Annotated in this window: 21 protein-coding genes; 11 read left to right on the top strand and 10 right to left on the bottom strand. The window is 63.7% G+C overall.

All coding sequences use genetic code 11. The annotated features are described in order from the left end of the window. Positions 1-30: 30 nt before the first annotated feature. Positions 31-555 (bottom strand): hypothetical protein, encoded by a 525-nt coding sequence (locus FJ443_RS26580; RefSeq protein ID WP_246681246.1) that lies wholly within the window; start codon positions 553-555, stop codon positions 31-33. Further along, entirely contained in the window at positions 552-1,277 is a 726-nt protein-coding gene (locus FJ443_RS26575) for a DUF2259 domain-containing protein (protein WP_140493810.1), read from the bottom strand. The genes FJ443_RS26580 and FJ443_RS26575 overlap by 4 nt, the downstream gene beginning before the upstream one ends. A gap of 138 nt (positions 1,278-1,415) precedes the next feature. Between FJ443_RS26575 and FJ443_RS26570 the strand changes: the two genes are divergently transcribed. Then, entirely contained in the window at positions 1,416-1,670 is a 255-nt protein-coding gene (locus FJ443_RS26570) for a DUF2171 domain-containing protein (RefSeq protein ID WP_140493808.1), read from the top strand. 11 nt (positions 1,671-1,681) lie between these two features. On the opposite strand, the gene FJ443_RS26565 is transcribed toward FJ443_RS26570, so the two are convergent. Next, entirely contained in the window at positions 1,682-2,701 is a 1,020-nt protein-coding gene (locus FJ443_RS26565; RefSeq protein ID WP_140560989.1) for a P1 family peptidase, read from the bottom strand. Then, positions 2,701-3,774 carry a branched-chain amino acid ABC transporter substrate-binding protein gene (locus tag FJ443_RS26560; protein ID WP_140522069.1) on the bottom strand — a complete coding sequence of 358 codons (1,074 nt, stop codon included), beginning with the start codon at positions 3,772-3,774 and terminating at the stop codon, positions 2,701-2,703. The genes FJ443_RS26565 and FJ443_RS26560 overlap by 1 nt, the downstream gene beginning before the upstream one ends. A 180-nt stretch (positions 3,775-3,954) precedes the next feature. Between FJ443_RS26560 and FJ443_RS26555 the strand changes: the two genes are divergently transcribed. From FJ443_RS26555 to FJ443_RS26520, 7 genes are all read left to right on the top strand, one after another. Then, on the top strand, positions 3,955-4,482 hold the full coding sequence (locus FJ443_RS26555; protein WP_140493802.1) for a flavin reductase: 528 nt from the start codon (positions 3,955-3,957) through the stop codon (positions 4,480-4,482). Next, positions 4,479-5,408: a MoxR family ATPase gene (locus FJ443_RS26550; protein WP_140666345.1), complete on the top strand. Its 930-nt coding sequence runs from the start codon at positions 4,479-4,481 to the stop codon at positions 5,406-5,408. Before FJ443_RS26555 ends, FJ443_RS26550 begins: the two co-directional genes overlap by 4 nt. 11 nt (positions 5,409-5,419) lie before the next feature. After that, positions 5,420-6,664 (top strand): VWA domain-containing protein, encoded by a 1,245-nt coding sequence (locus FJ443_RS26545; protein WP_140666363.1) that lies wholly within the window; start codon positions 5,420-5,422, stop codon positions 6,662-6,664. 57 nt (positions 6,665-6,721) lie between these two features. Next, positions 6,722-7,060 carry an XdhC family protein gene (locus FJ443_RS26540; RefSeq protein WP_140560991.1) on the top strand — a complete coding sequence of 113 codons (339 nt, stop codon included), beginning with the start codon at positions 6,722-6,724 and terminating at the stop codon, positions 7,058-7,060. Between the two features lie 6 nt (positions 7,061-7,066). Continuing rightward, positions 7,067-7,771, top strand: a complete 705-nt coding sequence (locus FJ443_RS26535) for an XdhC family protein (protein WP_140560992.1) — start codon at positions 7,067-7,069, stop codon at positions 7,769-7,771. Next, on the top strand, positions 7,768-9,378 hold the full coding sequence (locus tag FJ443_RS26530; protein ID WP_140666343.1) for a molybdopterin-binding/glycosyltransferase family 2 protein: 1,611 nt from the start codon (positions 7,768-7,770) through the stop codon (positions 9,376-9,378). Before FJ443_RS26535 ends, FJ443_RS26530 begins: the two co-directional genes overlap by 4 nt. Before the next feature lie 236 nt (positions 9,379-9,614). Next, positions 9,615-10,457, top strand: a complete 843-nt coding sequence (locus tag FJ443_RS26520; protein WP_181168347.1) for an alpha/beta hydrolase — start codon at positions 9,615-9,617, stop codon at positions 10,455-10,457. Positions 10,458-10,473: 16 nt separating this feature from the next. On the opposite strand, the gene FJ443_RS26515 is transcribed toward FJ443_RS26520, so the two are convergent. Further along, positions 10,474-11,511, bottom strand: a complete 1,038-nt coding sequence (locus FJ443_RS26515) for a DUF1176 domain-containing protein (protein ID WP_140493792.1) — start codon at positions 11,509-11,511, stop codon at positions 10,474-10,476. 142 nt (positions 11,512-11,653) lie between these two features. On the opposite strand from FJ443_RS26515, the gene FJ443_RS26510 reads away from it, so the two are divergent. Continuing rightward, entirely contained in the window at positions 11,654-12,160 is a 507-nt protein-coding gene (locus FJ443_RS26510) for a DUF1993 family protein (RefSeq protein WP_140517685.1), read from the top strand. A gap of 58 nt (positions 12,161-12,218) precedes the next feature. Here the strand turns inward: FJ443_RS26510 and FJ443_RS26505 are convergent, their stop codons facing one another. Beyond that, positions 12,219-12,383: a hypothetical protein gene (locus FJ443_RS26505; RefSeq protein WP_140493788.1), complete on the bottom strand. Its 165-nt coding sequence runs from the start codon at positions 12,381-12,383 to the stop codon at positions 12,219-12,221. A gap of 385 nt (positions 12,384-12,768) precedes the next feature. On the opposite strand from FJ443_RS26505, the gene FJ443_RS26500 reads away from it, so the two are divergent. Further along, the gene (locus FJ443_RS26500) at positions 12,769-13,236 is read left to right on the top strand and encodes a hypothetical protein (RefSeq protein ID WP_140494990.1); all 468 of its coding nucleotides are present in this window, start codon (positions 12,769-12,771) and stop codon (positions 13,234-13,236) included. Positions 13,237-13,357: 121 nt separating this feature from the next. Beyond that, the gene (locus tag FJ443_RS26495) at positions 13,358-14,425 is read left to right on the top strand and encodes an aldo/keto reductase (protein ID WP_140517684.1); all 1,068 of its coding nucleotides are present in this window, start codon (positions 13,358-13,360) and stop codon (positions 14,423-14,425) included. Between the two features lie 133 nt (positions 14,426-14,558). Here FJ443_RS26495 and FJ443_RS26485 read toward each other — a convergent pair whose 3' ends face one another. The 4 genes from FJ443_RS26485 to FJ443_RS26470 are packed head-to-tail and all read right to left on the bottom strand — an operon-like array spanning position 14,559 to position 18,462. After that, positions 14,559-15,587 (bottom strand): histone deacetylase family protein, encoded by a 1,029-nt coding sequence (locus FJ443_RS26485; protein ID WP_140560994.1) that lies wholly within the window; start codon positions 15,585-15,587, stop codon positions 14,559-14,561. Then, positions 15,584-16,090 carry a GNAT family N-acetyltransferase gene (locus tag FJ443_RS26480; protein ID WP_140517682.1) on the bottom strand — a complete coding sequence of 169 codons (507 nt, stop codon included), beginning with the start codon at positions 16,088-16,090 and terminating at the stop codon, positions 15,584-15,586. Before FJ443_RS26480 ends, FJ443_RS26485 begins: the two co-directional genes overlap by 4 nt. Positions 16,091-16,142: 52 nt before the next feature. Further along, positions 16,143-17,072 carry a 3-keto-5-aminohexanoate cleavage protein gene (locus FJ443_RS26475; protein WP_140666338.1) on the bottom strand — a complete coding sequence of 310 codons (930 nt, stop codon included), beginning with the start codon at positions 17,070-17,072 and terminating at the stop codon, positions 16,143-16,145. Between the two features lie 4 nt (positions 17,073-17,076). Beyond that, a complete protein-coding gene (locus tag FJ443_RS26470; protein WP_140666336.1) occupies positions 17,077-18,462 on the bottom strand; it encodes an aspartate aminotransferase family protein in 1,386 nt (461 codons plus the stop codon).

Here is an 18,462-nt window from a genome sequence, read left to right as displayed (position 1 = left end):
CCCGCGTCCTAACAGAGGCGGACAAAATGCTCAACGCCGCCGCCGCGCAAACCAGAGGCTGGCGGCAAACAAGGCGAGGAACCCGATCGGGAAATAGAGCCTGATGCCCAGCACCACGAACTGGTAGAGCGCCACCGCCATCGTGAAGACGAACTGAAGCCCCCAGGTGAGGGTGAAGGTGGGTGCATGCCATGCGGCATAGTAGGACCGGTATTGCAAGGCATACAGCCCGGCGGTCAGGCCGATCGTCGCGGCGGCGAGACCCACGAATGCCGCCGCGAAGGCGACTTCCCAGCTCCTTCCGCGCGAGACCAGCCGTGCCGCGAACAGGCCAACAGGAAAGGCCAGAGCGCCGCCGCCTGCAAACAGCAGCGTCACGGTGCGGATTTTATCTGGCGTCACCCAACTTTCCAGCAACAGGTTGAGGAGCGTGCTGGCGCCCATCGTGGCGGCCCAAAGCAGCGCGCCGAGCAGCGCCGTGCCCGGCGTTGGTATGGCGCCGCGGAGGCGGCCCAGGGCGCGATGACGCCTGGCGGGGTGGACGAGCGGTGTCACAGGCGGCCGGTCACCGCGATCCAGCGATAGTCCGGGCCTTCGAAGCCATATTGGCGCACCGCGATCAGCACCGCATAGGCGCTGGGATTGTCCATCGAAAATGTCTGCACGGCTCCGATGCGGTAGCCGTTCGGGCAACCCCGGCTCTTGGGGATCGATTTGTCCTCGTGCAACAGCTTCGTCGTACCGCCGGCTTGCGCCTCGACGCGCAGCAGCCGAAAGCCATTGATCTCACCCTGGCTCTCGCAGCCCTTAGTCTCGTTCATGCCGATCTCGTCCAGCCGGAACTCGAGCGGCTGGTCGACTGGCGAGAAGATCGGACGCGGATTGACCGCCATCCGATGCGGGTCGGCGGACATCTCCGTTACCGGGTTGAAGCCTGCGGTGATGCCCTTGTTCGCGGCCAACTCCGCCTGGCTGACGACCGCTTCGCCCTTCTCGCGGGCCTGAATACGAGCCGCCGTCAACGTGGCGTTCTCGTCGTCGAGCCGGACGCGAATAGGCGTTCCCTGGAGAAAGCTGTCGTTGCTGGTGTCGATATAATAGCGATTGGCGTAGGGAAATCCCGATCCATCCTGCACGCCATATTCTTCGAACGCGAAGATGCCGCCGTCCTTGGTGAAGCCCAGGATTTCAAGCTCGGCGACATCCCCGGCCCGGGCGGCGACGACTGCGCAAAACTGCGCAAGCAGGCAAACGGCAAACAGAAGAAGGTTTTGCATGAGGTTTTCCGCCGGCCAACGATATCGCCATTCCCTATCACGACAAGATACCGGCGTCGCGCTGCCCGATAAAGCAAGCGCCATGCATCCAATCGCGGCCTCGTCTGTTATTGTCGGCAGTCCCAATGGAGAACCACCATGACCGACACCAGCAAAATTCGTGAGCATATGGAAGTGATCGGTGCCGATGGCGTTCATGTCGGCACGGTCGACAAAGTCGAGGGGCAGCGGATCAAGCTGACCAAGTCCGACAGCGGTATGGGCACGCATAAGGGGCACCATCATTTCATTCCCCTGAGCCTTGTTGCGGAGGTCGAGGGAAAGAAGGTCTGGCTGTCGGCGAATTCCGACGTCGCGGTCACTTTCGAGGAAGAAAAGTCCGACCCCACCTGATCGCGTATAAGTCAGCGCGACGACCAGACCGGAAACAGATCGCCCTCGGCGGGCGTCGCGGCGAAAACGCCGCGCGTGATGGCGCGCGCCATCGTGGCGCCTGCCGCGGCATAAAGGTCGATTGCCGCGTCGGCTTCGAGCCGGATACCGCTCCTGCCGGTCGCCAGCGCGAAGACCAGATCGCCATCGGCCGGCGTGTGCGTCGGCCATATGGCCCGCACGAAACCGTCATGCGCTGACATGGCCAGGCGCTTTGCGGCGGCCTTTGTGAGAACGGCATCGGTGGCGATAACGGCGATGGTGGTGTTGCCGCCGGCATCCGCCTTGCCCGTGAACGTCTTGTCGCGAAACTTCAAGAGGATGCTTTTGGCGTCGTCCGGCATTGGCGAGGGATAGCCAAGCGCGCCGAATTCATCGCCGATCTCGAACGGAGCCGCCCAGAAATGGCGGCTTCGGCTGATGGTCACCGAGCCGATCGGATTGACCGCCGCCAGCGCGCCGATGGTGACGCCATTGTCAAGCAGCGTCGAAGCCGAGCCAAGCCCGCTCTTGAGATCGGAGGTCAGCGCGCCGGTGCCGGCGCCGGTCGTGCCGATCTGGAAATCCGAACCGGCGGCCTGCACCGTCTCGTAGCCGAGGTCGCGGTATGGCGGATAGCGGCCCCAGTCCTTGTCGCCGCCATTGCGCAGGTCGAACAGGATCGCCGCCGGCACGATCGGCACGCGAAAGCCGCCGACCTCGAAACCGATGCCACGTTCGCGCAGTGCTGCCTGTACGCCGGACGCTGCGTCGAGGCCGAAAGCCGACCCGCCCGACAGCACCACGGCATGGACCGTCTCAACCGAATTGTGGGGTTCGAGCAGGTCCGTCTCGCGGGTACCCGGCGCACCGCCCAGGATCTGGACGCCGGCTACAGCCGGTTCGTCGCAAAGGACTGTCGTCACGCCGGATTTCAGTCGGGCATCGGAGGCATTGCCGACGCTGAGACCGGCGACATCGGTGATCAGGTTGCGCGGGCCGGTGCGAAACATCAGTTGCTTTCCAGCGGTACGAAGCGGGCGCCATCGAAACGGAAGACGCGGTACGGATTCCGGCTGAGGTCGCCCTTCGCATCAAAGCGCACCGGCCCGATCGCCGTGGTGAAATCATGCCCGATGAGCGCTTCCGCAAGGGGCCTGCCGGAGCTTGCCGCTTCCGCCATCGCCGCCTTGGCGGTTTCTACCGCCGCATAAGCCGGCAGCGTGTAGCCGTCCGGCACGATCTTTTGCGAGGCGAACGCCTTGAACACCTTGGGATCGGCGACATCGGCCCATTCGGGGGGAGCGATCATCAGTGTTCCCGTGGCATAGGGCACCGCTCCGGGCGGCGTGCGCAGGTTCTCGCCGCCGGCGAATACGATGCCGGCGTCGAGTTGCGCGGCGTCGCGACCCATGATGGCGATGTCGTCGCCGTCGCCACCGGCAAAGACATGGGTTGCGCCGGCCTTCTTTAGCCGGCCAATCAGACCGATCTGGTTGTCGAGCTGCGGCCGGAACGTATCGACGAACACCGGCTTCAGCGCCGCCTGTTCGGCCGCCGCCCGCAACGTCTCGGCGATCTCACGGCCGTAGATGGTGCCGTCATCGATGACGGCGAACAGTTCGTTCTGCCAAAGCCGGGTAAGGGTGTTGGCGACGGCATTGCGCTCGTCGTCGCCCCTCGGTCCGAGCCGGTAGACCGGCCAGCCGGTCTTGGGACGACGGTCAGTCAGGCTTTCGGTTCGCACGCCAACGGTGATGACGGCGATGCCTGCGTCCTTCAAGATCGGCATCGCCGCCTCGATCGCTTCCGTACAGAGAAATCCCACGACGACATTGACCTTGGCGGTCGCGAATTCCCGGGCTGCCGCGGCCCCCCCATCGGCCGTGCAGGCATCGTCGATGGTCTTGAGCTCGATGCCGTTCGCCTGGGCCGCTACTTCGGCGCCGGCTTCGATCTGCCTGCCAAGGATCGCCGAGGATCCGGAGAGCGGCGCGGCAACGCCGACGAGCAGCGTCTGGGCGTTGGCGGCGCCGGTTAGCAGCAGCCAGGCCAGCGCGGCAGATATCGTTGCCCCGGGTCGCATCCTGTCGAAGACTTCCTCCAAGCGAGCCCGGATGGTCCCGGCGCCACTCCCGCCAAGACCTAAAGGCTGCCCGGTCTTGGCGCAACACGCGAATTTCGGGATATGGGCCAAGCACTTCGCTTGTGGCATGTCATATCTAGCCATATATAGCGGTAGGGTTCAGGCTATGGAAAATCTCCGGTGTTGAAGAAGAACGACATAGGACCGCAGGCCTATCGCGACGCGATGAGCCATTTTGCCGGCCACGTCCATGTGGTGACCACCGACGGGCCGGCCGGCAAGCGTGGCGCGACGGTCATCGCCGCCTGTTCGGTTTCCGATACGCCGCCGACCATTTTGGTCTGCCTGAACCGTGAAAATCCCAAGAACGAGCCGTTCGTGAAGAACGGCAGGTTTGCCTTGAACACGCTTGCCTCGCACCAGGAGCCGCTGTCGATCGGCTTTTCCGGCATCACCGGCCTGCCGGTCGAGGAACGTTTCGCGCTCGGCGAGTGGGATGTGATCTCCACCGGCGCGCCGACCTTGAAGGGCGCGCTGGCTGTGTTCGACTGCGAACTGATCGACACCAAGGACCTGGCCACCCATCGTGTGCTTTTTGGCAAGGTGACAGGCCTGCGCATGGGCGATAATTTGCGGCCGCTGATCTATCACGCCCGCGGCTACCACGTTCTGGAAAGCGGGGCAGAGGCGTCCACGGAGAAGGAATGACTGAGCTAAAACCGCGCCCCGTGCCGCGGACGATCGACGAGACGCTCGATCTCCTGACCGGCGCGGACTATGTGGCGGACCGGTCGTTGGCCACCGTGCTTTTCCTGTCGCTGCGCATGAAGCGGCCGCTGTTCCTCGAGGGCGAGGCCGGCGTCGGCAAAACCGAGATCGCCAAGGTGTTGGCAGAGGCGCTCGGCCGCCGGCTGATCCGTCTGCAATGCTATGAGGGTCTCGACGTCTCGTCCGCCGTCTATGAGTGGAATTATGCCGCGCAGATGATCGAGATCCGCATGGAGGAGGCGGCCGGCAAGGTTGACCGCTCCGACATGGAGCGCAACGTTTTCTCGGAAAAATACCTGATACGCCGTCCGGTGCTCGATGCGCTGACCGGCAAGCCCGGCGCCGCCCCGGTTTTCCTGATTGACGAGCTCGACCGTACCGACGAGGCGTTCGAGGCGTTCCTGCTCGAGATCCTTTCCGATTTCCAGGTGACGGTGCCCGAACTCGGCACGATCAGGGCGGAGGAGCCGCCGATCGTCATCATCACCACCAACCGCACCCGCGAAATCCATGATGCGCTGAAGCGGCGCTGCCTCTATCACTGGGTCGATTATCCCAGCGCCGAGCGGGAGTTGGAGATCGTGCGCCGCAAGGTGCCGCAGGCGAACAGCCGGCTTTCGGCGGAGGTGGTCTCTTTCATCCAGAAGCTGCGCCAGATCGAATTGTTCAAGATGCCGGGCGTTGCCGAGACCATCGACTGGGCCGGCGCGTTGACCGAACTCGACAAAGTCGCGCTCGACCCGGAAACCGTCTCCGACACGATCGGCGTGCTGCTGAAATACCAGGACGACATTGCCCGCATCGGCGAGGGCGAAGGCCGGCGTATCCTCGATGAGGTGAAGGCCGAGCTTTCGGCGGCGGAGTAGGGCCCATGGCCATGCCTCGCGCGGAACCCAAGGAGGCGACCGTCGACGGCCACATCGCCGACAACATCGTCTATTTCGCCCGTGTCTTGCGCAAATCAGGCATGCGGGTCGGGCCTGCCTCGGTCAAGGATGCCATCGAGGCGGTACTTGCCGCCGGCATCGGCTCGCGCGACGATTTCTACTGGACGCTGCATGCCGTGCTGGTGTCGCGGCATGAGGACCATGCCACCTTTGACGAGGCCTTCCGGCTATTCTGGAAGTCGCGTGAGCTGATCGAAAAGATGCTGGCGATGCTTTCGCCGGTGGCGCCCGATACCAGGGAGAAGCAGAAGCCACGCGCGGCCGAAAGCCGTGTCGGCCAGGCGATGTTCGAAGGCCACAGCAGGAACCAGCCGGCGCGGGAAATCCCCGAGATCGAGGTCGACGCGCGCTTTACTTTCTCCGGCAACGAGGTGCTGAGGGCCAAGGATTTCGCTCAGATGAATGCCGCCGAGATGGCCGACGCCAGGAAGGCGATCGCCGAACTGCGGTTGCCCTTCGACATGGTGCGGACGCGCCGTTTCAAGGCCGATGCGCACGGTCGCCGCATCGATCCGCGTGCCATGATGCGCTCGGCCGCACGCACAGGCGGCGAACTGATCCTGCCGAAGTTCCGCTCGCCCCGCGAAGTGTATCCGCCGCTGGTCGTGCTTGCCGACATTTCCGGTTCGATGAGCCAGTACACGCGCATCTTCCTGCATTTCCTGCATGCTCTGACGGAAAAGCGCCGGCGCGTGCACACTTTCGTCTTCGGCACCAGGCTCACCAATCTGAGCCGACAGATGCGCCATCGCGATCCCGACGCCGCCCTGGCCGACTGTTCCACCGCGGTCAAGGACTGGTCGGGCGGCACGCGCATCGGCGACACGCTGGCCGAGTTCAACCTGATATGGTCGCGGCGCGTGCTAGGACAGGGCGCGGTGGTGCTTTTGATCACCGACGGGCTGGAGCGAGACGAGGTCGACGGCCTGTCGGAGGAAATGGAGCGTCTGCACAAATCCTGCCGGCGGCTGATCTGGCTGAACCCCTTGCTGCGCTTTGACGGTTTCCAGGCGCGCGCCCGCGGCGTCAGGGCGATGCTGCCGCATGTCGACGAATTCCGTGCCGTGCACAATCTCGACGCGCTCGCCGATCTCTGCGCCTCGCTGGACCGGAAGCCTGGATATGCCGTCGATCCGCGGCGATGGATGGAGGGTGGCGCGAGGCGCGCCGCGTAGCCATATGCTGCTGAACACACATATTTCCGGGAAAAACAGACCCTGAGAGAAGCAACGATGAGCGACAGCATTTATCTCGACGAGGCCCGTGACCCGCTGATCATCGCGGAAGGCTGGATGAAGGAAGGCAAGGATGTCGCCATCGCGACCGTTGTCGAGACCTGGGGTTCCGCGCCACGCCCGGCCGGCAGCCATCTGGTCATCGACGCCGACGGCAATTTCCACGGCTCGGTTTCGGGCGGCTGTGTCGAAGGCGCCGTGGTGACGGAGGCCATGGACGTCATCGGCACCGGCAAGCCCAGAATGCTGGAATTCGGCGTCGCCGACGAGACCGCCTGGCAGGTGGGCCTTTCCTGCGGCGGCCGCATCAAAGTATATGTGGAAAGGCTAGGCTGATCTTCAATGGATCCCTATGCGCTGAAAACACTCAACGCCGAGCGCCGCGCCCGCCGCGCCGCGATCCTGGTCACCGATCTTGGTGACGGCCGCGACCGTATCGTGCGCGAAGGCGATCCGGTCGCCGGCGATCTCGGTGCCGCGATCAGCAAGGCGTTCCGCACCGGGAATTCCGGCTCGGTCGAAGCGGAAGGGCGCACCTTTTTTCTCAACGCGCATCTGCCGCATCCGCGCCTGGTGGTGATCGGCGCTGTGCACATCAGCCAGGCGCTGGCGCCGATGGCCAGGATCGCCGGCTATCCAGTCGAGATCATCGATCCGCGCACGGCTTTTGCCACGTCGGACCGCTTTCCCGACGTCGCGTTGCACGCCGAATGGCCTGAGGAGGTGCTGCAACGACAGCCACTCGACAGCTATACGGCGGTCGCCGCCGTCACCCACGATCCCAAGATCGACGATTTCGCGCTGAAGGCGGCGCTCGACGCCAGGTGCTTCTATGTCGGGGCACTCGGCAGCAGGAAAACCCATGCCAAGCGTGTCGAGCGCCTGTTGGCGCTGGGCGCCAGTTCCGAGCAGATCGGTCGCATCCAGGCGCCGATCGGTCTCGATATCGGCGCGGCCAGCCCCGCCGAGATCGCCGTCGCCGTGCTGGCGCAGGTCATTCACGCGTTTCGCTCGCGCGGTCTTGAAGCCAGGGAAGCCGCAGCGTGAAATTCGGCCCGGTTCCTATCGAACAGGCCGAAGGCGCCGTGCTTGCGCACGCGACGACGGTCGGCGAGCGACGTTTCCGCAAAGCGCATCGGCTGAGTGCAGAGGATGTCGGGGTGCTGAAAGCGGCGGGCATCAGCGAAGTCGTCGCGGCCGTGCTTTCTCCCGGCGATCTGGGCGAAGACGCCGCCGCCGAACGGATCGCGACCGGTATGCGCCACCGCAATGTCGCGGCCAAGCCTGCCGCGACGGGGCGGGTCAACCTCCATGCCGAAGCCGCTGGCGTCTTCACCGTCAACAGCGCGATGATCGACGCCATCAATGCCGTCGATCCAACCATCACCATCGCCACGCTTGGCCAGCATGCGCCGGTCGAAAAGGGCCAGATGGTGGCAACCGTGAAGATCATTCCCTTCGCCGTTGGGTCGGCGCTGGTCGATGCGGTCATGGAAATCTGCGCCGGCGGCGAGATCTTTGCCGTCAATGCCTATCGGCCCATTCGTGTCGGTGTTATCCAGACCGTCTTGCCGGGCGTCAAGCCGAGCGTGCTCGACAAGACGCTGCGCGTCACCGAGGCACGGCTGGCGCGTTCGGGCGGGCGGCTGACGGCCGAGCGCCGCACGCCGCACGAGGTTGCGCCGGTTGCCGAGGCGGCCGCCTCGCTGGCGCGCGATAACGACATGGTCGTGATCTTCGGCGCTTCGGCCATGAGCGATTTCGCCGACGTCGTTCCGGCCGCGATCGAGGAAGCGGGCGGTACTGTCATCCGCGCCGGCATGCCGGTCGACCCCGGCAATCTGCTGGTGCTCGGCAGGGTCGCCGGCAAGCAGATCATCGGCGCGCCGGGCTGCGCCCGCAGCCCCAAGGAGAACGGCTTCGACTGGGTGCTCGACCGGCTGATCGCCGGCCTCGACGTAACGGCGACCGACATCGCCGGCATGGGCGTCGGCGGCCTGCTGATGGAAATCCCGACACGCCCGCAGCCGCGCGAACCGCTGCCGGCCGTAAGCCGGCTCAAGGTCGGGATCGTGCTTTTGGCGGCAGGCCGTTCGAGCCGCATGGGCGGGCCGAACAAACTTATGGCGCTTTTCGACGGCCAACCGTTGGTCCGCCGTACAGCAGAGCGTGCGCTCGCCTCAAAAGCTTCGGGCACGATCGTCGTTACCGGCCACCAGCGTGAGCGGGTGCGCGGCGCGTTATCGGGCCTGGACGTGACTTTCGCCGACAATCCCGATTTTGCCGATGGGCTCTCCACCTCCCTGAAAGCCGGTATGGCCTATCTGCCGGGAGATGCCGCCGGTGCGATGATCGTCCTCGGAGACATGCCGGGTGTCTCGACCGGCGATCTCGACCGGCTGATCGATGCGTTTCGCGGGGCGGGAGGCAATTTGGTCGTCCGCGCCTCGCACCTTGGCAAACGCGGCAATCCGGTCCTCCTGCCGCGCTCGCTGTTCCCGGCTGTCGCCCATCTCGAAGGTGATACCGGCGCACGCCACCTTGTCGAAGCCGGAGGACTTGACGTCGTCGATGTAGAGATCGGCGAGGGCGCATCCGTCGATGTTGACACTCGCGAGGCGCTTGAGGGCGCCGGCGGCGTGCTGCAGGATTGACAAAGCGAAGTCGAAAAACGCATGCCTTGGGCATGGCTAATCGTACCGTCGCACCCCCCTCTGGCCTGCCGGCCATCTCCCCCTCAAGGGGGGAGATTGGACATCATTTCGGCTTTCGCCAATCTCGAAGGCCGGCAGAAGGGCGCAGCCACCGAAACTGCCAATCTCCCCCCTTGAGGGGGAGATGGCCGGCATGCCAGAGGGGGGTGCTCACGCTCCCTGCCTTTCTGATTTCGATATTTTTCCTGTTTTCTGCTGCCCAGGCCTCTGCTCTCCAACTAAAACCCTTCAAGGACGATCTGTTCGCCTATCCCGCGACGCTCTCGTCAGACGGCGCCTACACGGTGATCGACTACCGCGAGATGCGCGACATCAACCAGCGCGACGAGATGCCGGAAAAGCGCGTCCATGCGCAGTATACCGATACCGGTGTGCGCAAGGTGCAGCAGGATCTGCTGTTGAAAACCGATGCAGGCGACGTCAGGCACATCGCTGTGGGCAAGACGCAAGGAGCTTCCGTCATCGTGCTCTACCTGCACGGACAAGGCGGCAGCCGCAAGCAAGGTGTCGATGACTTCACCTTCGGCGGCAATTTCAACCGCATCAAAAACCTGATGGCAGGCAATGGCGGCCTTTATCTCAGCCCTGACTTCCCCGATTTCGGCGACAAGGGGGCGGCACAGGTCGCGGCGCTGATCGAGCACTATGCGCAACAGTCGCCGGGCGCGAAGATCTTCGTCGCCTGCGGCTCGATGGGCGGCGCATTGTGCTGGAAGCTTGCCGCCCGCACGGACACGGGCGGGCAAATCGATGGGCTTCTGCTGCTTGGCTCGCTGTGGGACGAGAGTTTCTTCTCCAGCCCAGCCTTCAGGCGCCACGTGCCGGTTTTCTTCGGTCAGGGCAGCCATGACGTGGTCTTTCCCGTGGCAAACCAGGAATCCTTCTTCCGGTCCATCATCGCCAAGTCGAAAGCCTATCCGACCCGCTTCGTGCGCTTCGAGACGGGCACGCACGGCACCCCAATCCGCATGGTCGATTGGCGCCGCGCGTTGAATTGGATGCTGTCGAAGGCGCCGTGATCGGACCTCGCGGGGCTCAGGGAGCGGTGTTGTAGTCGACAACCGTTTGCGGGTTTTCCTCGCCGTCATAGGAGGCGTCGACGTCGTACTGGACGAGTGAAAAATCGCCGTTGCGGAACAGATAGGTGCCTGCTGACGAGGCATCGCCGGCGCCGCGCCACTTGTTGAAGGTGGTTATCGTGTGGGCGTCCTGGTCGTAGCTGGAATTGGTCGCCCAGCCGGTGGTCCGGAAGCCGACGATGTGCATGGATTCGACCTTGCCTTCGCTGTCGTTGTTCACGTAGCGGATGTCCATCTCCGGTTCGGTGAACTGCAGTTGCCTGACGCCGTTCGCCTCGTCGGTCATGTAGTAGATCGAGCTTTCATTGTAGGCGGCCGCCGAGCAGGAAAAATGGAACAGGCGCGTTTCCTTGTCGGGATCGCCGGCCGCCGCATCCTTGTCCCTGTATTTGATGGAAAAAATCTCCGGCTCCTTGGCCGCGAGATCCTTGTCGCATTGGTCGCTATAGCTGGCCAGGAAAGCCTTCTTGGCCTGCTCCAGCGCTGCATCCCTCTTCGGCGGCGGCGGGCCGTCGCCACAGCTAGCCGGCACAGCCTCCTCGAAGTCCGCGCTCGACGGCTTCAGCGCTCCGCTGTCGATGAAGATCGGCTGGAATGGCGGCGCCTGAATCTGGGCATTGACCTGGCGCAGCGTGTAGCAGCCGGCAAAGACCTTCGCCTCGCCCTTCTTGTCGGTTGCCTGGATGGCGACCGGCACGCTGTAGTAGATGCTGCCTGCCGCGCCCTCGTTGGATACGGCACCGGTCCTGACATCCACCTTGTCGGTACCGTCATAGCCCTTGACGAAGCTGTCGAAGTCCTTGGCCGGCTTGGTATCGCCATAATAACCCCAGGCACGTGCGAATTCATGCCGGTTGATGGCACTGTAGAGCGAGCGGACAACTGCCTCGGCGCTCGACCTGTCATCGACGTAGGGCGCCTCGTCGGCAGGTGCCGACTGGGCGATCGAGGCAAGGGAGAACAAGGCAGTCGCTGCGAGAAAAGCGTGTCTCATCGGGAATCTCCACGCGGTAACGGAGATTCTACCACGGTGATTGCGGCGACGTGGTGACGCCTTGCGGGTATCGCTTGAAGAATCGCCCGGGAAGGCGCTAGTTCGCGCTCGCGGCGCTTCAAATGCCCCGGGAGATAATTGCGTGACCCTATCCATGTATGAAGTATCGGTGGCTGTGTTTTCGGCCCGGTTGAAAGCGCTGTCCAGCGTGCTGTCCACGGCCGAACAAAACGCCGGCGAGCGCAAGATCGACCCGCAGGTGTTCCTGACGGCGCGGCTGGCGCCCGACATGTTCGCCTTGACCAGGCAGGTGCAGATCGCCACCGACCATGCCAAGGGAGCCCCATCGCGGCTCGCCGGCCGGGAGGTTCCCAAATACGAGGACAACGAGGCGAGCTTTGCCGAATTGCATGCGCGCATCGCTAAGACGCTTGACCATCTGGCGACGTTCTCCGCGGCCGATCTGGAAGGTTCGGACGAGCGGATTGTCGAGGTCAGGCTCGGCGGGCGCGAGGTCTCGATGGCCGGTTTGCAGTATCTCCTGCATCTGGCCATGCCCAACTTCTATTTCCACCTCACCACCGCCTACGACATTCTTCGCCATAATGGCGTGCCGCTGGGCAAGGCAACGTTCCTGGGCTCGCGTTGACGGATCACGTCGTCAAGGCGTTGCCCGTCCGGAGCCGGAATATCCCTGGCTGGCCGAACTAGCGAACGGACATTTCGCGGGCGATGCGCGGGAAATCGGCGGGCTTGATGCCGATGTCGGCGCGGTCCGCATTGCTCATGGAATGCAGCAGCGCGAGCGCGGCACGATAACGCAGATGTTCCTGCGGCCGTGGCCGCGCGAACATTTCAGTGAAGAACCCCATAATCCAGGCCCCTGTTGGACCTCCCAGCGTCCGAGTATAGGGGATTCGTGACGATTGTGCAGTGCAGCATTTGCATGCCTGCCATGCTCTGCAAAATTTTTCTGCCATGATCCTGCATCGCCTGAAACTTTCGCAGATCGCGAATCGTATCCCTCTCGCTGGCAGATGGCCGGTTTTTCCTCGCCGCTTCTGGCGAATTCCGGACTGCACCAACCGCAGTCCGGCTTTTTGTGACTGACCGGCGTGGTCCGGCCCCGTAAACCTTCAATTGTTAAAATCGGCGGCATGCATTTTTAACGAGCCGACCCTAAGGTGGATGTCTCGAACACACCGTGAGACTGGGGAGGCTGACATCGTTACCAGCGCCAAGCGGGATTTCGCTTCGTTGCTCGATGACCTCTTCGTCGCCTCCGACAAGGACGGGGGAGGCGAAGAGGCGGCCACTCGCCCATCCATTCCGTTTGACTATCTTTCCGTCGCCGACGAGCTCCATTCGGGCCGCATCAAGGTTTCTGGCAGCGGATTTGCCACGGAATATCGCGAGGCAGGCGCGGATCTCGCCGCAGAGTTCGCGGCCCTGCTCGATCATGCGAAGCTGGCACTTGCGGGCGAAGAGACAAGGCCCGAAGAAAAACTGCCTCCGATCGATCCCGAATCGATTGCCGTGGAATTGGGATTGGACACGCCTAAGGCTGTCGCCGACTTTGGTCGCATGCGCCGCAGTTTCGCCTTTTCCAACCATCCCGATCGCGTCGCGCCGCACCTGCGCCAGCGCGCCATGATCCGCATGCAGGTGGCCAACATGCTGATCGACGAGGCCAAGCGGCGCGCCCTGGCAGGGGCTCGCCGCTAGCGCAGTCTGGTTCACGCAAAAGTCGGTTTGCCGAGGCTTGGAGAGCGCCTCTGCTTTCTTGTAGGATGAAAATTCCTTCCCCGCGCAGCCGCGCAAGCTTTTCCCGCCGGAGCACACTTCCATGCACAAACGCCGTCTCGGTCGGACCGATCTTCTTGTCACCCAGATCTGCCTCGGTTCGATGACCTGGGGCCAGCAGAACACCGAAGCCGACGGCCACGCCCAGATGGACCTGGCCTTTTCGCGCGGGGTGAATTTCATCGACACTGCCGAGCTCTACCCGATCCCGCCCAAGGCGGAGACGCAAGGGCGGACCGAGAAGATCATCGGCAGCTGGATGAAGGCAAAGGGCAACCGCGACAAGGTGATACTCGCCTCCAAGGTCGTCGGTCGCACCGCAAACAGCTGGTTTCGCGGCGACAGGCCGTCGCAGCTGGTGCGCGCCGATATCTTCGATGCCGTCGACAAGTCCCTGGCCAGGCTCGGCACGGACTATGTCGATCTCTACCAGATCCACTGGCCGGAGCGGGACATACCCTGGGGCGCCAATCCGACGCGCGTCGGGGCCGTGGCGCGCCGCGCTGATTCCGTCGGGGCGCCGACCGGAGAAACGCCGATCGCGGAGACGCTTGCCGTCTTCGATGACCTGGTGAAGGCCGGAAAGATCCGCCATTTCGGCCTGTCCAACGAGAGTTCCTGGGGCGTCATGCGCTTCATTGCAGAGGCTGACAAAGCTATTGGTCCACGGGTCGCCTCGATCCAGAACGCCTATAATCTGGTCAACCGGACCTTCGAGGTGAACCTCGCCGAAGTCTGCGATCGCGAAGAGGTCTCGCTGCTTGCCTATTCGCCGCTCGCGCAGGGCTATCTCTCGGGCAAATACGATCACGGCGCGCGCCCGCAGGGGTCGCGCTCGCAGCTCTTCAACCGCGGCCAGCGTTACGAGACCCCCAATGCCGCCGAGGCGCAGCTTGAATACAACGAGCTGGCGCGCTCCTTCGGCCTGGAGCCGGCGCTGTTCGCCAACGCCTATGTATCGAGCCGGCCCTTTGTCACGTCGAACATCATTGGTGCCACGACCATTTCGCAGCTGGAAATGGCGCTGTCTTCAGTGGAGGTTGTCTGGACTGAAGAGATGCAGAAGGCAGTGGACGCCATTCATCAGCGGGTCGGCAATCCCTGTCCTTGATCGACTCGGAAGTTGAATTGTCTGGGAATAACAGCGGGATGGAGACGATGGTGGATTTTCCGATCGAAACATTGCGTGGAAAATTTCCCGCTCTCGCTCTGACCGATGGAGGTCTCAGGCGCAGCTCGACCTGTCAGCGTGCCTTGGTGCCGAACCCGGTCAGGAAAGCGGTGAGGTTGTCACAGAGTTCGTCGCAGAGATAGCCGCCTTCCTGGACGATTGCCGTCGGCAGGCCGAGCTTGGCGATGGCTTCGCCGATGCGCGAGAAACCTGGCGTCGTCACCGAAAGCCCGCCGAACGGATCACCCTCGAACGCGTCGAGCCCGAGCGCCACGACCAGCGCGTCGGGCGCGAAGGCGCGGATACGCTGGAACGCCACCTGAAGCGCTTCCAGAAACGCCGCGTCGGCGGATTTGCGTGGCAAGGGCAGGTTGAAATTATAGCCGAGACCGGGGCCTTCGCCGCGCTCGTCGGCATGTCCCCAGAAGAACGGATAGAAGCGCACCGGGTCGGCATGCAGCGACACGGTGAGCACGTCGGGCCGCGCATAGAAGATGCCTTGCGTGCCGTTGCCGTGATGCAGATCGACATCGAGGATCGCAACCCGTGCCGCTTGGCGGCGCAGTACCTGTGCTGCGACGGCCGAATTGTTGATGAAGCAGAAGCCGCCGGCGACGTCGGCGAACGCATGGTGACCGGGGGGGCGGCAAAGCGCATAGGTGGCCGGCGCGCCCGCCATCACCGCTTCCGCCGCCTCGACCGCGCTCCAGGCGCTCCACAGCGCGCTTTGCCAGGTCTCGCCAGAGATCGGGCAGGCCGTGTCGGCCATGTGGTACCCAGCCTGGCCGACCGCGGAGGCCGGATAGGAGCCGTTGCGCGCGATCGGGTGAATGTTGGGGATCACTTCAGCCGAGGCACCCTCAATGCGTTGCCAACGCGTGTAGATATGCTCGAGGAAATCGAGATATTCGGGCGTGTGCACCGCCGCGACCGGACCAAGTCCGTGATTGCGCGGCCGCTCGATCGTGCAGCCGGCCGATTTTGCGCCTGCTAACAATCTCTCGACGCGCTCCGGCTTTTCGGGATTGGGCTGCGGGGCGCCGCTGGAAAGGAAAGCCTTGGGGTCGTGGCGCTTCTGCTCCTGCGCGTAGAAGGCTTTCATTCTTTTTCCTCCGGCGCGTCGGCAAAGGCGAAGAAAGCGTCGCCGATGATCTTCTGCGTCTGCTCGTAGCTCGACCAGGCGATGCCCAGCCTTTCATAAAAGGCCTTTGCGCTCTCATTGTCGGTATCGACGGACAATCTGAGATAAGCGCCGCCTTGCTTGCGGCACTCGGTCGCGACGCGCCGCAGCAGGCGCTCGCCGATCCTGCGACCGCGAAACCGGTCCTCGACATAGAGGTCCTGCACATAGACGCCGGGCCGCCCCATCCAGGTCGAGAAGATCGGGAAATAGAGGCACAGTCCGGCGAATTCGCCATCGACTTCGGCGATCAGGGTCGAGAAGGCAGGTCTTTCGCCAAAGCCCCAGGTCCTGAGATCGTCTGGCGTTGAGACGATTTCTTCGGGCGCGCCGATATGGGTGCCGAGCTTCAGAATTGCGGCATGGATGGTTTCGACGTCTTCGATTCGTCCGGGGCGGAGGAGGATTTTTTCCGGACTTGTCATGGCAAGCAGGGAGCCAAGGTGTGACGGAGCACTATCATCTCAGCCAGTCGCATTAAAACGCTACCCTGTCGCCACCCTTCAGCGCCAGCATGTCGCGTGCTTCGGCCGGGGTGGCAACCTCCAGCGACAGTCCATCGAGAATGCCACGGATACGGCGCACCTGATCGGCATTGGATTTCGCCAGCTGGCGGCCGTCGTAGAGACTGTCTTCGAGCCCGACACGGACATTGCCGCCCATGGCCGCGGCGATAGAGATCAGCGGCATCTGGTGGCGGCCCGCGGCCAGCACCGAGAACTGGTAGCTGTCGCCGAACAGCTTGTCGGCGATGCGCTTCATGTGGATGAGATTGTCCGGATCGGCGCCAATGCCGCCAAGAATACCCAGCACGAACTGGATGAACAGCGGCCCCGACACCAGCCCCCGGTCGCGGAAATGCGCCAGCGAATAGAGATGGCCGACATCGTAGCACTCGAATTCGAAACGCGTGCCGCAGCCCTTGCCCAGTCTCTCGAGAACGCCCTCCATATCGGCGAAGGTATTCTTGAAGATCGTGTCGCGTGTGGCTTCCAGCAGCTTCGGTTCCCATTCGTGTTGCCATTCCCTTGGCTTGTCGAGCATCGGGAACAGCGCGAAATTCATCGAGCCCATGTTGAGCGAACACATTTCGGGCTCGGCCCGCAAAGGTGCCGCCAGCCGCTGGTTCAGCGTCATCAGGGAGGAGCCGCCGGTTGTGATGTTGATCACCGCCGACGTCGCCTGCTTGATGCGCGGCAGGAACTGCATGAACACGTCCGGATCGGCCGTAGGCCGTCCGTCTTTTGGGTCGCGGGCATGCAAGTGCAGGATCGAGGCGCCGGCCTCGGCCGCGGCGATGGCATCCGCCGCGATCTGGTCCGGCGTTACCGGCAGATAAGGCGACATGGACGGTGTATGCACCGAGCCGGTGACGGCGCAGGTGATGATGACCTTTCTCGGCGCCATTGTTTTATCCCCGGCCTTCGACCGGAAGGTCGAGTTCGGCAGCCAGGACTTCGAGCGAGTCGCCGATGATGGAGATGATCTCGCCGACCTGCTCGCTGGTGACGATCATCGGTGGTGCGACCATGAAATTGTCGCCGTCGACACCGCCCTTGACCTTGCGGCCGTAGATGATCAGCCCGCGCTCATAGGCGAGGTCGAGCAGGCGCTGCGTCGCCTTCCTGCTCTGGTCGATCGGCCGCAGCGTTTCGGGATCGGCAAGCATCTCGGCGCCGGTGAGCAGGCCCTTGCCGCGCACGTCGGCGATGAACGGGAAGCGCTCGGCTAGCTCTCGCAATCCGTCCATCAGCACATCGCCCATGGCGGCGGCATTGGCGATCAGGTCGAGGCGGTCCATTTCGCCGAGCACGGCCAGCCCTGCGGCGCAGGCGAGCGGATTGCCGGCATAGGTATGGCCGTGCTGGAAGCCGCCGGAGGCGAGCAGCGGCTGCACCAGCTGCATCGGCGCCGCCAGCGCGCCGAGCGGCGCGTAACCCGATCCCAGGCCTTTTGATAGCGCGACGATGTCCGGCTTGCAGTTCCAATGGTCGCCGCCGAGGAATTTTCCCGTGCGGCCGGCGCCGCTCATCACTTCGTCATGGATGAGCAGGATGCCGTAGCGGTCGCAGATTTCGCGGATGCGCCCATAATAACTGTCCGGCGCGACAAGCGCCGCTGTCGCCGCGCCGCCGATCGGTTCCATGATGAAGGCGACCACGCTCTCCGGCCCCTCGGCCAGGATCTTCTCCTCCAGCATGTCGGCATAGCGGAGACCGCGCTGTTCCATCGAGAGATTGTCGCGGTTGCGCCAGGCCGCCGGTGCCGGCACGGTCGGCATCACCCGCATCATTGGCGTGAAGGTCTCGGCCAGCGCGTAGTCGCCGGTGATCGACAGTGAACCCAGCGTGCCGCCGTGATAGGAGGGGAAGCGCGTGATCACCTTCCAGCGGCTGGCCTGGCCGGTGGCCACCGCCCACTGCCGCGCCAGCTTAATGCAGGATTCGGTCGCTTCCGAGCCGCCTGAGACGAAGAAGATGCGATCCATGCCTTCGGGCAGCTTGCCGGCCAGCTCACGCGCCAGCTCTTCTGCCGGTTCGTTCTCGAAATGCAGCCGGTAGGCGAAGGTGGCGCGGTCCATCTGCCGCTTCATGGCGTCGAGCACATTGCGGTTGGAATGACCGATATTGGCGACCATCGGGCCGCTTGATCCGTCGATGAAGCGGCGGCCGTCCTGCGTCCACATATAGATGCCCTCGGCACGGTCGATCAGCGGCCGGCGCAGGCTGGAGAGGTAGAACAGATGCGATTGGCGCCGGGCGTCAATGTCCGGGGCGGCGGTCTGGGCTTTCGACAT

Origin of the sequence: Mesorhizobium sp. B2-6-1 (genome assembly GCF_006440475.1) — a bacterium.
GTDB lineage: Bacteria > Pseudomonadota > Alphaproteobacteria > Rhizobiales > Rhizobiaceae > Mesorhizobium.
Note: the sequence above shows the minus strand (reverse complement) of the source record. Positions and strands in the feature narration are given on the sequence as shown.

Excerpts from the sequence above, each read along its gene's own strand:
- FJ443_RS26575 (WP_140493810.1), bottom strand. The coding sequence starts at position 1,277 with ATGCAAAACCTTCTTCTGTTTGCCGTTTGCCTGCTTGCGCAGTTTTGC.
- FJ443_RS26570 (WP_140493808.1), top strand. The coding sequence starts at position 1,416 with ATGACCGACACCAGCAAAATTCGTGAGCATATGGAAGTGATCGGTGCC.
- FJ443_RS26565 (WP_140560989.1), bottom strand. The coding sequence starts at position 2,701 with ATGTTTCGCACCGGCCCGCGCAACCTGATCACCGATGTCGCCGGTCTC.
- FJ443_RS26560 (WP_140522069.1), bottom strand. The coding sequence starts at position 3,774 with ATGCGACCCGGGGCAACGATATCTGCCGCGCTGGCCTGGCTGCTGCTA.
- FJ443_RS26550 (WP_140666345.1), top strand. The coding sequence starts at position 4,479 with ATGACTGAGCTAAAACCGCGCCCCGTGCCGCGGACGATCGACGAGACG.
- FJ443_RS26545 (WP_140666363.1), top strand. The coding sequence starts at position 5,420 with ATGCCTCGCGCGGAACCCAAGGAGGCGACCGTCGACGGCCACATCGCC.
- FJ443_RS26540 (WP_140560991.1), top strand. The coding sequence starts at position 6,722 with ATGAGCGACAGCATTTATCTCGACGAGGCCCGTGACCCGCTGATCATC.
- FJ443_RS26535 (WP_140560992.1), top strand. The coding sequence starts at position 7,067 with ATGGATCCCTATGCGCTGAAAACACTCAACGCCGAGCGCCGCGCCCGC.
- FJ443_RS26515 (WP_140493792.1), bottom strand. The coding sequence starts at position 11,511 with ATGAGACACGCTTTTCTCGCAGCGACTGCCTTGTTCTCCCTTGCCTCG.
- FJ443_RS26505 (WP_140493788.1), bottom strand. The coding sequence starts at position 12,383 with ATGGGGTTCTTCACTGAAATGTTCGCGCGGCCACGGCCGCAGGAACAT.
- FJ443_RS26495 (WP_140517684.1), top strand. The coding sequence starts at position 13,358 with ATGCACAAACGCCGTCTCGGTCGGACCGATCTTCTTGTCACCCAGATC.
- FJ443_RS26485 (WP_140560994.1), bottom strand. The coding sequence starts at position 15,587 with ATGAAAGCCTTCTACGCGCAGGAGCAGAAGCGCCACGACCCCAAGGCT.
- FJ443_RS26480 (WP_140517682.1), bottom strand. The coding sequence starts at position 16,090 with ATGACAAGTCCGGAAAAAATCCTCCTCCGCCCCGGACGAATCGAAGAC.
- FJ443_RS26475 (WP_140666338.1), bottom strand. The coding sequence starts at position 17,072 with ATGGCGCCGAGAAAGGTCATCATCACCTGCGCCGTCACCGGCTCGGTG.
- FJ443_RS26470 (WP_140666336.1), bottom strand. The coding sequence starts at position 18,462 with ATGTCGAAAGCCCAGACCGCCGCCCCGGACATTGACGCCCGGCGCCAA.